Origin of the sequence: Kordia aestuariivivens, assembly GCF_014397005.1 — a bacterium.
Taxonomy (GTDB): Bacteria; Bacteroidota; Bacteroidia; order Flavobacteriales; family Flavobacteriaceae; genus Kordia; species Kordia aestuariivivens.
Genome location: NZ_JACGWS010000016.1, coordinates 30,883 through 47,053 on the forward strand (window position 1 = coordinate 30,883; position 16,171 = coordinate 47,053).

The window sequence follows — 16,171 nt, forward strand, 5'->3', positions numbered from 1 at the left end:
ATATAGCCTAGCTTATTCAAGCTGGGCTACATTACTCTGTATTTTCATAAAACTCTCTTTCAGAAATTACCAAAACATTTTTCGTTGTGAAAAACAAATTCCTATACAAATCATTTGAGGATATTGTCTCGTTGTATCCTGAACATACGGCATTAGTTGAAGCTAGTGGCAAGACGAGTTACGCGTCGTTGAATTCATTTTCCAATAGATTAAGTAATCTATTGTTGGATATTGGATTATCAGCTGATGATGCAGTTGGTGTATTATTACCTAGCGGAAAAGAACTCATCGGAAGTTTACTATCATGTCTCAAAACAGGAAGTACGTACGTTCCATTATCAAATAGTTTTTCGCTTTCGCGAATGCAGCAGGCAGTTTCAGAAACCTCAATGAAAGTGCTGATCACGGATGCAGACTCTTGGGAAACATTTCAGACTCAAAATAGTGAGCATAACTTTAGTCATGTATTGGTATTTAAAGCATCTGGTTCTTCTCTATTAGGCGATTTAGAATTGGGTGATTCAAATTTAATTTCATTAGAAAAAACAAGTTTAGAAATATACAAAGCGGATGCAGCAGGAGCATACGCAAAAACAAATCATAATTTAGAAAGTTACAGCAAAGACAATCTTTCAGTAGAATATCCAGTAGATAACAGTAGTTACATATTTTACAGTTCTGGAACGACAGGAAAATCGAAAGCAATTGTTGGAAGTCAAAAAGGAATCACGCACTATGTAAATTGGCACAAAGATACCTTCGGGTTCGACACGGAAAGTCGTGTAAGTCAAATTGCTTCTGTAACATTTGATGCGAGTTTAAAAGATATCTTAACGAGTCTCATCTCAGGAAGTTGTCTATGTATTCCAAGTGTGAAGACGAAAGAGAACATGATTCTGTTAGGAAGTTGGTTATCAGAAGAAAAAGTAACTGTTCTACAAACAGTTCCTTCACTTTTCAGGTTATTGACGAACAGCTTGCAAGAACAAAACATTTCACTGACAGCTTTACAAGAAGTTGTATTGGCTGGAGAAAAATTATACGGACGTGATGTTGCCTTATGGCGATCAATCTCAGGACACAAAGCTCGCATGAGCAACTTATACGGATTGACGGAAACTACAGTTTTAAAAAGCTGTTACCACATTCCAGAAACAACATTGGAAGCCGGAACCGTATTGCCAGTCGGACAAGCCATAAAAAACACGATAATTGCAGTTATCAATGGTGATGAAATATGTAATGAAGAAGAAATTGGCGAAATCTACATCAAAAGTCCGTTTGTAAGTAAAGGATATTTAGATCAAGAATTGACGGCGAATCTATTTGTTCAAAATCCATTAGTAACAGATCGTGAAGATTTCGTTTGTAGAACAGGCGATATTGGTCGATATGATAGTGATGGAAACCTAGAAATATTAGGAAGAATTGACGATCAAATAAAATTGCATGGTGTTCGAGTTGAACTCGATGGCATTCGTAGTTCGTTACTGAATCTAGAAAATATTGGTCAAGTAGAACTCGTGATTCACAATGATAACACGGTCGATTCATTACTTTGTTATTACAGCGGACACGAATACAGCGCAAGCGAATTACGCGAATTACTAGCTGTAACTTTAGACAGAAGCAGCATTCCGGATTATTTCATGCACTTGGAAGAATTTCCATTAACGCTAAACGGGAAAGTTGACAAACGCGCATTACCAAAACCATCAGAATTACTCAGAGGAAGTAATTATGAAGCGCCGAAAGGAAACATCGAAGAATCGTTAAGCACCATTTGGTCTGAGCTATTAAGCGTTCCACAAAAAAGCATCGGACGAAATGATTCCTTCTTCGATTTAGGAGGTTCTTCGTTAAAAGCGATTCAATTAATCTCGCGCGTTTACAAGCAACACGAAGTACAGTTAAGTATTGGAGAAATCTTCAATCATTCTGAACTAAAAGCTCAAGCATCTCTAATCGCTGAATCAAAAGGCGAAACATACAATTCCATTGCCAAAGTTGAAGTACAAGACGATTACGCATTGTCGCATGCACAACGTCGTTTATGGGTTTTAGACCAATTGCAAGAAGACTTTACAGCATACAGTCGCCCAATTAGTTATGATATTCAGGGCGAATTAGACATTGATGTTTTAACGGAATCGTTCACAAAACTCATAGAACGTCACGAAAGTTTACGAACAACATTTATCTTAAAAGATGGCGAACCACGTCAGTTGATTCAATCGACTGATTCGATTTCTTTTAAAATTTCGGTAACTGATGTTTCAAATGCAGCACATCAAGAAGCTGCCATTCAAGAAATTTTATCTGAACTAGCTGCTTCATCCTTCGATTTAGCGAGTGGACCTTTATTCAAAGTAGTATTATTAGACTTAGGAAACAATCACCATCGTTTACTATTTGCTATTCATCACATCATCTCTGATGATTGGTCAATGCAAGTATTAGTGCGCGACCTCATCAGTTATTACAACACCATTAGTAAAGGTGAAGCAACGACTTTAGAAGCATTACCAGTTCAGTACAAAGATTACGCAGCGTGGCAATTACAAGAATTGGCAGAAGGCGAATTGGCAAACGCTCGAAGCTATTGGTTAGAAAAACTAGATGGCGAATTACCAGTCTTAGACATGCCATCAGATTACGTGCGTCCATCGTTACAAACATACAACGGAGCGCAGACGTACGTTGCGTTCTCAAAAGAAACAAGCACTACATTTAAACAATACTTAAAAGAACAAGACAGTACTTTGTTTATGGGACTTAGCTCATTAATCAAAGCATTATTATACAGATACAGCGGACAAGAAGATATTATTATCGGAACGCCAATTGCAGGAAGAGAACATTCCGATTTAGAAAATCAAATTGGTTTTTACATCAACAATCTTGCATTACGAACAGAATTTGCAGGAAATGATAGTTTTACAAGTTTATTAAATCAAGTAAAAAAGACCTGTTTAGACGGTTATGATAATCAATCATATCCGTTTGATTTATTAGTTGACGAACTCGATTTATCAAGAGATTTAAGCCGTTTTCCATTATTTGATGTCGTTGTCGTTTTAGAAAGCGATCAATCCTTATCAGAAGACACCGTAGAAATGGAAGGACTTGATGTTTCTTCGGTTCGTGTGGATGTAGATACAAGTTTATACGATCTCACGTTTTGGTTCAAAGAAAGTGCAGAGGGCGAAATAGCGGTTCACATCGAATACAACACAGATATCTATGGCGATGACAGAATGAAACGCTTAGGCGATCATTTAGGAAAACTATTAGAAAGTGTTCTTGCAGATAGTACAATTTCGCTAGACAAATTACCATTAATAGAAGCAACAGAACGCGAAACATTACTCAATAACTATCAAGGAAAAATAGTTTCTCAAGCTCCAGAAACAACCATAATTTCATTATTTGAAGCGCAAGTACTTTCAAATGGAAATGCAGACGCGTTACATTATGAAAATACAACGTTAAGTTATCAAGAACTAGAAGAACGTTCCAATCAATTGGCGCACTATTTACAAGCCAAGCACAATATCCAAAAAGGGAGTATTGTCGCGATGATTCAAGATCGCAGCGAAAACCTACTCATCAGTATTTTGGCAATTCAAAAAGCTGGTGGCGCGTATTTACCGATTGACAAAAATTATCCTTCAGATCGTATAGAATATATGCTTTCGGACGGAAATGTGTCTTTAATTATTGCCGATTCAGCTATAGCTGAATATGCTGTTGAAAATAGTATTCTGAATGACATTCAAGAAGAATTACAAAGTTATCCAACGACAAAACCAACAATCTCTCTTGATGGAGAAGATTTAGCATACGTAATTTACACTTCAGGTTCTACAGGAAGACCAAAAGGAGTGATGATCAAACACAATTCAGTAGTCAACTTACTGAAATCAGTCGTGGACATTGTTGATGTTTCAAGCAACGACAACTTATTAGCAATCACAACGTTTACATTTGATATTTCTGTACTAGAATTTTTCACAACATTAAGTGTTGGTGGTGCAGTTACCATTGCTCCAAGTACTGTTGTTACTGACCCGAGATTGCTATCCGCAATGATCGATGAAAGTGGCGCTACCATAGTACAAGCAACGCCAAGTGTATGGAATTTACTCTTAGAAGCAGGTTGGAAAGCATCAACTTCGTTGAAAAAAATAGCTGGAGGAGAATTTTTACCAATCTCGTTAGGTGCACGTTTACTAGAAATGTCTGGAGAATTGTACAACATGTTTGGACCAACGGAAACGACGATTTGGTCAACATGTCAACACATTCAAGCAGCAACAGACTTAAATTCCATAGGAAAACCATTATACAATACCACACTTTACATTCTTGATGCATTCGGACAATTATTGCCGCATGGAGTAACAGGAAACCTATTTATTGGTGGCGCAGGAGTTGCAAAAGGATATACAGATCATGAATTAACGACTAAAAAGTTCATAAAAAATCCTTTTAATAATGACGAAATCATGTATGATACAGGTGATTTATGTCAGTGGGATTTCAAAGGAAGATTAATCTATCTCGGAAGAGGCGACAGTCAGGTAAAACTCAGAGGATATCGTATTGAGTTAGGCGAAATTGAGTCATTGCTTGCTACAGATTCAAAAGTAAATCAAGCCGTAGTTATTGTCAAAGGAAACGATCTTGTTGCGTATGTTACAGGAAAAGAAACGGTTAATGCAGATGCTTTAAAAACGATTCTCCGAAGCAAGTTGCCAGCATATATGGTGCCTGCTCACATCGTACAATTAGAAGAATTTCCATTAACACACAATGGTAAAATTAGCAGAAAGAAACTTGCTGAAAGAGCCATTGAATTTACAGAAAGAACACTTACAGTACCGCAAACAACTACTGAGCATGCACTGGCAGAATTGTGGCAAAATGTATTAGATAGTACTAACATTAGTACAACGGATGATTTCTTTGATATTGGCGGACATTCCTTAAAAGCAATTCAGTTAATACTAACTATTCATAAAGAATTAAATGTACAAGTTCGTCTTAAAGATATTTTTGAACATCCAAAACTAATTGATTTAGCTTCATATGTAGATCAACTAAACATAAGTCATTACAAAACGATCATTCCTGTTGAAGTTAGTGATACTTATGCACTATCTCGTGCACAACAAAGATTATGGATATTAGAACAATTTGAATCTTTAGGTTCAGCGTCTTACAACATTCCGTTGAGTTATTGGCTCAATGGTACAGTAAACATCGAGCATGTAACAGAAGCATTTAAGCATCTTATAACACGGCATGAAATTTTAAGAACCAATTTTAAAGAAGTTGACCAAATCCCATATCAGTTTATTCATGATGTAAATACGGTAGATTTTAAGGTCGATTACCATGATGTATCAAATAAGGAAAACGCACTAGAAGCGGCCACGAGTTTGTCAGAAAAAACAGCTTTTATTCCTTTTGATTTAGCAAATGATCAACTATTACGGGTACAAATAAGTAAAGTAGAAGAAGAAAAATACTTATTCATGCTTTGTATGCACCACATCGTTACGGATGAATGGTCTAACAAAAACCTAGTCAAGGAGTTTTTAAGCATATATAATGCACTGGAGCTAGGAATAGAACACAACTTAAAACCGCTTTCAATTCAATACAAAGATTATGCTGCATGGCAATTAAACGAGTTAGCAGGCGATAATCTTAATGTGCATAAAAACTATTGGGGATATAAATTCGAAGGTAATATTCCTGTGATAGATTTCCCAATGGATGCTCCAAGACCAGCCATAAAAACATTCAATAGTACACAGTATAAATATTCCTTTGAACCCCAATTGGTCGCAAAATTTAGATCATTATTATCTAAAGAAAAGGCAACATTATTTGTCGGTCTTATGACGATTACAAAAATGTTGATTTATAAGTATACTGGAGAAAAAGATATTATTCTTGGAACACCAGTAGTAGGAAGAGATCATGCCGATTTAGAAGATCAAATTGGATTTTATATTAATGCATTACCATTACGAACGTTACTAAAAACAGAAGAAACGTTTACAGAATTTTTATATAAAGTTAAAAATGTTGTCGTTGAAGCATTTGATCATCAAGTATATCCGTTTGATTTATTAGTAGAAGACTTAGGTTTTAATAGAGACTTAAGTAGGTCTCCTTTATTTGATATTGTTGTTTTACTACAAAATATGCAGAACATCCAGAAGTTGCCTACAATGGAAGGAGTGTCCATTGAAGATCATTTATTGATCAATGAAAAAAGTAAAGTAGATCTCAGATTGTTTTTTGTAGAAAATGAAGACGAAATAGATTTAAATTTAGAATACAACACGGATCTTTTCAAAGAAGAAAGAATACAGCGATTCTGTGTGCATTTTGAAGAACTGATGAGCGCTGTTGTTGAAGCTCCTTCTCAAAAAATAAGTGAGCTAAATTATATAACCAATCAAGAACGTCAACAGTTATTATATGGATTTAATGAAGCATCTTTAGAATATGATGAGACATTAACTTTAGTTCAGTTATTTGAAAAACAAGTTGATGAAAATCCAAATGCCATTGCACTTCAAACGCCAACACAATCTTGGACGTATGAAGAATTAAATCTTGCTGTAAACACACAAGCAAAATCTTTGCAAAGGGATTTCAATTTAACCAAGGGAACGCATGTTGGTTTAATGGTAAATAGAAATGAATGGTTAATTATTGGAATGCTGTCTATTTTAAAAGTAGGCGCAGTTTATATACCGATAGATCCTTCTCTTCCTGCGGAAAGAATTAGCTATATCATATCAGACGCTAACATCTCATTATTAATTTCTGAGCATGATTTAATGAATCGTGCTTCAGATTTAATACCTAGTACTTTTAGTATAGATGATTTTTTCGAAATCATTGAAAAGCATGATCAAAATATAATACCAAATTATTCAGCAGATGATTCCGCCTATGTAATTTATACATCAGGATCTACGGGGAAACCAAAAGGAGTACTGGTAGCTCATAAAAACTGTGTCAACATGGTACTGAACAAGCAGGATGTATTCAAACTATCTACGCAAGATGGTATGTTACAATTTGCTTCTCCATCCTTTGATGCCTCAATCGCTGAAATTTTTATGGCAATTACTTCGGGCGCAAGTTTAGTCTTAGCAGATAGCAAAATATTAAAAGATGCTATCACCTTACCAAGTTATTTAAAAGAGAAGAACGTATCTATCGTGATTCTTCCTCCAGCATTTTTAGCATCACTACCAATAGAAGAACTTTCGTTTTTGCGAACAATAATTACGGCAGGAGATGTTGCAAATAAAGAACTAGCGATAAATTATAGTAAAGAGTTAAACTATATGAATTGTTATGGGCCTACAGAATCTGCTGTTTGGACAACAGTACATGAAGTAGTATCCTCAGATATTAATTACCAAAGAATACCGATTGGAAAACCAATAGGCAATCTTCAAGTATACATTTTAAACGAATCCTTTCAGCCACAACCACTTGGAGTTCCTGGGGAAATTTACATTGGGGGCGTTAGTGTGGCGCAAGGATATCTAAACAATCAAGAGTTAACAGAAGCTCGCTTCTTAAAAAACCCTTTTGCTGAGGGAAAAATGTATAAAACAGGAGATTTAGCTTCTTGGTATTCAAATGGAGAAATTGATTTCTTAGGCCGTATTGATTCACAAGTAAAAATACGAGGTTACAGAATAGAGTTAGGAGAAATAGAAAGTGTATTAAACAGTCATCCTCAAATTGGCAATGCAGCTGTAATTACCAAAGGAGAAGGATTCAATAAATTCCTAGTAGCTTACTACGATGGAGCTGAAGCAATAGCAGTTACTGATGTTCAGGAGTATCTAAAGAAATTTGTTCCAGAATATATGGTGCCATCTCACATTGTTTATTTGGAAAGTTTACCAGAAAACAATAGTGGGAAAATTGATAAAAAAGCACTTCCAAATCATATAGAGACAGCACCTAAAAAACTCGTAGTACCAAACGACGCAATAGAAGCAGGATTTTTGGAAATATGGCAAGAAGTTCTAGGAGTTCAAGAAATTAGCAATCTGGATAGTTTCTTTACCATCGGAGGTAATTCATTGCGGGCAATCCAATTGATTACACAAGTATCTAAAAAATTAGAAATTAAACTAGAACTTGATGATATTTTTGAAAATCCAGTATTTGAGAATCTTGTAACCTTAGTAAAAGCCTCTAGCAAAACAGATTATCAAAAAATTGAAAAAGTTACCGAACAACCGCTCTACAAACTTTCATATGCGCAACGTAGATTATGGCTTTTAGAACAGTTTGAAGATGAAGTAGCAATACACAACATTCCTACTACGTATTGGCTTCAAGGCGAATTAAATATAGAAGCGTTAAACAACGCATTTGAGTTTGTCATTGCACGTCATGAAAGTTTACGAACTTCATTTGTACAAAAAGAAGGCGAACCGTATCAAAAAATACAAGACATAGAAGATTGCGCATTTGAAGTCACACAAGAAGATGTTGCAAATACAGAAAACCCGAAAGAAATTGCGCAAAACAAAGCAATCGCATTAGCGTTAATTCCTTTCAATCTTGAAAATGCGCCTTTAATAAAAGCACACGTAATTAAAGTAGATACGAACGAATATCTTTTCTACTTGTGTGTACATCACATTATATTTGATGAACGTTCCATACATGTTTTCATAAAAGAAATCATGGAAAGCTACAAAGCATTCGTTCACAACACAACGCCAGTATTACCTGCATTACCAATTCAATACAAAGACTATGCAGCTTGGCAAGAAAAAGAATTGCAAAGTGAACGATTGGCAGCACACAGAACGTATTGGTTGGATCAATTTGAAGAAGAAATAGAAGTATTAGATTTACCAACAGACTACGCAAGACCGCCAGTACAAACATACAACGGAGATCAAGTACACCTTAGTCTAAGTCCAGAAACGAGTGAAGCATTCAGAACGTGTTTAGAAGCAGAAGGAACTACACTTTACATGGGATTAGTAACGCTTGTAAAATCGTTACTACATCGTTACACAGGACAAAACGATATCATCATTGGTTCGCCATCGGCTGGTAGAGAACATCCAGACCTAAGAGATCAAATAGGATTCTTTATCAATACATTAGTATTAAGAACACAAATTGAAGCGAACGAAAGCTTTAATTCGTTGTCTAAAAAAGTAAAAAATAACGTTTTAAACGCTTTTGAACATCAAGTATATCCGTTTGATTTACTAATTAACGAACTACAACTTGGACGCGACATGAGTCGTTCGCCATTATTTGATGTAGTTGTCGTACTGGAAAACTTATTAGGCAAAAACGAAATACCAGCATTTGAAGGATTGACGGTTTCAGACAATCAATTAGATGTTCCAATCAGTAAAATTGACTTGCGTTTCTATTTCGTAGAAAACGAATCTAACATTTCACTGACATTAGAGTACAATACGGATATCTATAGCAAACACCGTATGGAAAATTTATTAGGACATTTAACGGCACTAATGAATTCAGTAGCTGAAAAGCCATCTGCAACAATTGATACATTAAATTACTTAACGACAAAGGAAGAACATTGGTTGCGTAATGAACTCAATCAAAAAGTACTCACGTATGATCAAGACGACACATTACTAGATATTCTTGAGCGTCAAACTGTAGCAACACCAGATAACATTGCCGTAGAGTTTGGAAACAAAACACTTACTTACAAGGAACTCAATGCACAAGCGAATAAAGTAGCACATCATTTGCGTAATGAATACAACGTACAAAGAGGAGAAACGGTTGCCTTAATGGTTGAAAGAAACGAATGGCTTATCGTTGGATTCTTAGCAATACTAAAATCTGGAGGCGTTTATTTACCAATAGATTCAAGCAATTCGATAGAGCGAAATAATTTTATGCTGTCTGACACAGATGCCAAAATACTCATCACGGAATCGTTGAACATGTTTAGTGTTGACGATTTCACAGGAAGTTTATTTGCGATTGACATCGAATTGGACATGCTTGAAACATCTGTTGAAAATCCTTCAAAAGTAAACACAGCATCCGATCTTGCATACATTTATTACACATCAGGATCTACAGGAAAACCAAAAGGAGTAATGCTTCGTCATCGTAATGCTGTACACATCATTCACAATCAGCGACAAGAATTTAAAGTAACAGCGGATGATTGTATCATTCAATTCTCATCAATGATTTTTGATGGTTCTATATTTGAATTCTTTGTTGCATTAGCAAACGGAGGGCGTTTATTAGTAGCGAAAAATAATATTATCAAAGATGCTGTTCAGTTGGTAAAATACATGGCAGAAAAGAAAGTGACGATGGCAATTTTGCCAGCGGCATATTTCTCTGCGGTTTCTGTGGATGAATTAAAATTCTTAAGAATTACAGTTTCAGCAGGAGACGTTGTAAACAAAGATCATGCAATAAAATGTAGTACGATTACAAATACGTATAACGGTTACGGACCAACAGAATGTACTATTTGGTCAACTACGTATAAAATATCTGCTGAAGATTCGAAACGCGTTACATTGCCTATTGGACAAGCCATTGGAAATGTACAAGTACACATTCTTGATGCATCATTAAACTTGGTAGGCGAAGGAATTCCGGGAGAAATCTGCGTTGCAGGTGGCGGAGTTGCCAAAGGATACTTAAACAGAGACGAACTTACCAAAGAGAAATTTATAAAAAACCCTTTCGGTGAAGGAATTATGTACCGAACAGGAGACAAAGGAATTCGTTTGCCTGATGGAAACATTGACTTTTTAGGTCGAATTGACAATCAGGTGAAAATTAGAGGATATCGTATTGAACTGAACGAGATCGATAAAGTGATCAAATCACATCCTACGGTTATTGAAACCTTAGTAACCACACACAAAACGGAAGATGACACTGCTTTGGTAGCATACTATACAGCTACTGAAAAAATAAGCGCGACAGAAGTTCAGGCGTACATGCGAAAGACTTTACCGGAGTATATGATTCCTCCATACATAGTTCAATTAGCCGATTTCCCATTAAATTCAAGCGGTAAAATTGACAAAAAGAAACTTCCTGAACCAGAAATAAAACTAGACACTACACATGTTTCACCAAGAAATGCTGTAGAAGAAAGTTTGGTCGCTATTTGGAGTGAAATACTAAACAAAGAAAAAATTGGCGTTGAAGATAATTTCTTTGAATCTGGCGGACATTCGCTAAAAGCAATTCAGTTAATCACAAAAATTTATAAAACACATCAAGTTCAGTTAAATATTGGCGATATTTTCAGCAGTCCGGTATTGATGGAACAAGCCTTATTAATTTCAAATTCAGACAAAAGCAGTTACATTTCCATTCCGAAAGTAGAAGTACAAGAAAACTATCCGCTATCGGCAACACAACAACGAACGTGGTTGCAAGTAGAACAAGTAAAAGACGCAATAACGCATAATGTCTTTACGAGTTACAATCTTGTCGGAACGTTCAACAAAGAAGCATTCGAATTTGCGTTTCAACAACTTGTAGCACGTCATGAAAGTTTACGTACAGTATTTGAACTTGTAAACGGAGCACCAAGACAACGTATTATTGATGCAGCAGACAGTGCATTTGAAATTGGATTTTTAGATGTTTCTCAAGAAGATGAAGCAACCAAACAAGATCGCAAAGCAGCATTTTCACGCAAAGTGTTTAATTTAAATCAAGCGCCATTATTCAATATTGATATCGTAAAACATGAAGAATCGCATCATGAATTACTATTTGCAATGCATCACATCATTTCTGATGAATGGTCAATGCAAGTAATGGTAAAAGACTTGGTATTACTTTACAATGCTGCCGTAAAAGGAATCACACATAATTTAGAACCGTTGCCAATTCAATACAAAGACTTTACAGCTTGGCAATTAGCGGAACTAAGTGGAGAAAAACTAGCGGTTCACAAAACATATTGGACAGAACAATTTCAAGGAGACATTCCGATGTTAGAATTGGCTTCTGACCGTCCGCGTCCTGAAATCATGAATCGTGCAGGTGCGCAATACTATTTCAAACTAGATGAAACCTTAAGTTCAAAACTAAAAGAATTAGTGAAAAATGAAGGTGCAACCTTATTCATGGGCGTACTCTCTTTAGTAAAAGCATTACTATATCAATACACAGGACAACAAGACATTGTTATTGGAACTCCAGTTGCAGGAAGACAACATCCTGATTTAGAAGACCAAATTGGATTATACCTCAACACATTAGCATTGCGATCAAGATTTTCGGGTGAAGAAGGATTTACGGCACTTTTAAATGAAGTCAAAAAAGTAAGTTTAGACGGATTCAATCATCAAGTATATCCTTTAGACATGCTAATTGAAGACTTAGGCGTATATCCACCAAAAAACAGAGGCGCATTATTTGATGTCGTTGTCATATTGCAAAACGTTCAACTAAACCTTTTAGAAGGTGTTGAAATGGAAGGATTAGAAGTTTCTGCGGAAGCCGAAGATTTAAAAACAAGTAAAGGTGACTTGCGATTCCAATTCATGGATCAAGGAACATTCTTGGACGGAAGTATAGAATACAGCACGGAATTATATGATGAAGCGCGTATTTCTCGTATGGTAACGCATCTAGAAAACTTGTTGACAACGATTGTAGAAACTCCAAATCAGCCATTAAAAGAAGCACAGTATTTAGAAGATACGGAAGTAGAAAATACACAATGGTTTGAAAAGCCAATACAAAAAATACAACCAACATACATTCACAAAACCTTTGAGCATATTGTCTCATTATATCCTGAAAACACAGCATTAATTGCATCAGGAAGCGAAACAACATATCGAGACTTAAATACATTTTCCAACCAACTAAGTAACTTATTATTGGGTATAGAAGTATCAGTTGATGATGCAGTTGGTGTATTATTACCTAGCGGAAAAGAACTCGTGGGAAGTTTAGTATCATGTCTAAAAACAGGAAGCACGTACGTTCCATTATCGAATAGTTTTTCGCTTTCGCGAATGCAACAAGCGGTTTCAGAAACTTCAATGAAAGTATTGCTTACGGACACAGACTCTTGGACAACTTTTCAATCAAAAAACATTGAACATAACTTCAGCCATGTATTGGTATTTAAAGATTCAGGATCTTCAATATTAGATGGTTTAGATTTAGGAAACTTTGATTTAATCTCACTCGAACAAACAAGCTTAGAAGTATACGAAGTAAACGACTCAGGTGAATATGTATTATCAAACCATAATTTAGAAAGTTACAGCAAAGAAAATCTTTCAGTAGAATATCCAGTAAACAATAGTAGCTACATATTTTACAGTTCTGGAACGACAGGAAAATCGAAAGCAATAGTCGGAAATCAGGAAAGTATTACACACTATATCAATTGGCACAAAAATACGTTTGGTTTTGATACAGAAACGCGTACAAGTCAAATTGCTTCTGTAACTTTTGATGCAAGTTTAAAAGATATCTTAACAAGTCTAACTTCAGGAAGTTGTTTGTGTATTCCAAATATGAAGACGAAAGAGAATATGGTGCTTTTAGGAAGTTGGTTATCAGAAGAAAAAATAACAATTCTACAAACGGTTCCATCATTATTTAGGCTATTAACGAGTAGTTTACAAGAGCAAAACATTGCGCTGACAGCTTTACAAGAAGTTGTGTTGGCAGGAGAAAAACTATACGGACGCGATGTTGAATTATGGAGATCAATTTCAGGACATTCAGCTCGTATGAGTAACTTATATGGACTGACAGAATCAACCGTTTTAAAAAGTTGTTATCACATTCCGAATGAGGAAATAGAAGCTGGCGCTGTACTATCAGTTGGGCAAGCCATTGACAATAGTATGATTGCTGTCATAAACGATAGTGGATTGAGCATGTGGGGAGAAATTGGTGAAGTCTACATCAAAAGTCCTTATGTTACCAAAGGGTATTTAGATAAAGAACTAACAGCAAACTTATTTGTTCAAAACCCATTAGTAAGCAACAGAGAAGATTTGGTTTGCAAAACAGGCGATATTGGTCGTTATGATAGCGAAGGAAACTTAGAAATACTAGGACGAATTGATGATCAAATCAAATTGCATGGTGTACGAGTTGAACTCGATGGTATTCGTAGTTCATTACTAAATCTAGAAAACATAGGTCAAGTAGAACTCATTGTTCATAATGACACTACTGTAGATTCTTTACTTTGTTATTACAGCGGGCAAGAATACAGCGCAAGCGAATTACGTTCACTTTTATCAGCGAATCTAGAGAGAAGTAGCGTACCAGATTATTTCATGCACTTGGAAGAATTTCCATTGACATTAAACGGTAAAGTTGATAAACGCGCATTGCCGAAACCATCAGAATTACTTAGAGGAAGCAATTACGAAGCACCCAAAGGAGCAATAGAAGAATCGTTGAGCGCAATTTGGTCCGAATTATTAGGGATTCCGCTAACGAGTATTGGACAAACAGATTCGTTCTTTGATTTAGGTGGATCTTCCATAAAAGCAATTCAGTTAATCTCGCGCGTATACAAACAACATGAAGTGCAACTAAGCATTGGAGAAATCTTCAATCACTCAGAATTAAAAGCACAAGCATCTTTAATTGCTGAATCTAAAGTTGATCAAACCTACAGTTCTATTGAGCAAGTAGCGGAACAAGAAGATTATGCACTTTCGCATGCACAACGTCGATTGTGGATACAAGAAACACAGCAAAAAGAAGGAGACAATACCTATAATATATTCATGCGTTATCAAATGGAAGGTACGCTTGATATAGAAGTATTAAAAGAAACGTACGCACGTATCTTAATGCGTCATGAAAGTTTACGAACCGTATTTGTTTTAAAAGACGGAGAACCGAGACAAAAAATTCAAACGATGCAAGGGCAATCTTTTGAATTGGAATATGAGGATCTTCAAGAAAAAGATAATAGTACAGCTATCATTGATAAAGAAGTGCAAAAACTTGCTCATTATCATTTTGATCTTGAAAATGGCCCGTTGATGAAAGTAAAACTATTCAAGTTAGCGCCTCAAAATCACATGTTGTTATTTGCAACGCATCATATCGTTTCAGATGAATGGTCTTCACAGATTTTTGTAAAAGAAATGTTGATTGTCTATAATGCATTAGCCGCTAATGAAGAACCAAATTTAGTTCCATTAACAATCCAATACAAAGATTATGTAGCGTGGAAAGAAAATGAATTATCGTTAAATGGAACTAAGAATCATCATGAGTTTTGGATGAAAAAACTAGAAGGAGATATTCCTGTTTTACAAATTCCTACTGATTTTCCAAGACCACCATTACAAACATTCAACGGATCAGAATTACACTTTGAATTCACAGAAGAAATGTCGGCTAAGTTCAAGCAATTTTTGCAAGAACAAAATGCCACACTATTTATGGGTTGCCTAGCTATTGTAAAAGCACTTCTATATCACTATTCGGGACAAGAAGACATCATCATAGGAACACCAATTGCTGGTAGAGAACATCCAGATTTAGAAGGACAAATAGGGTATTACCTTAATACACTCGCGTTGCGAAGCAAATTTGATCCTGCTGCAAAATTTGTTGACTTCCTTGCGGAAATAAAGAAAACAGCTGTAGAAGCTTTTGAACATCAAGAATATCCATTTGATATGCTTATTGAAAACTTAAAGCTAAAGAAAGACTTAAGCAGATCACCTTTATTTGATGTTGTAATGATTTTGCAAAACATTGACTTGCATAAAGAGTCAGACCTTGAAATGAAAGGCCTCTCTATACATACGATAAGAGAACCGCTTAACATTAGTAAAAGTGACCTTAGATTTCAGTTTGCTAATCGCGGAAACATCCTAAAAGGAAGTATAGAATACAATACGGACTTGTTCAAAGAAGAACGCATAGAACAACTGTTAGAGCATACAAAAACTTTAATAGAACTAGTGATTACAGATTCACAACGTTCCATCATAGACTTTGACTTTTTAACAGATACAGAACGCCAACAAGAACGACTCGCTTCAGATTTATTTGGTTCTGATATCAGTAAAGACTTCTAACGAATTTAATTAATAATCAACTAACATTAAAACTTAAG

Annotated in this window: 1 protein-coding gene; it reads left to right on the plus strand. The window is 35.6% G+C overall.

Annotated elements, in window-relative coordinates; all coding sequences use genetic code 11:
- Window positions 1-86 precede the first annotated feature (86 nt).
- Window positions 87-16,133: a non-ribosomal peptide synthetase gene (locus H2O64_RS20515; RefSeq protein WP_187564112.1), complete on the plus strand. Its 16,047-nt coding sequence runs from the start codon at window positions 87-89 to the stop codon at window positions 16,131-16,133.
- Window positions 16,134-16,171 lie beyond the last annotated feature (38 nt).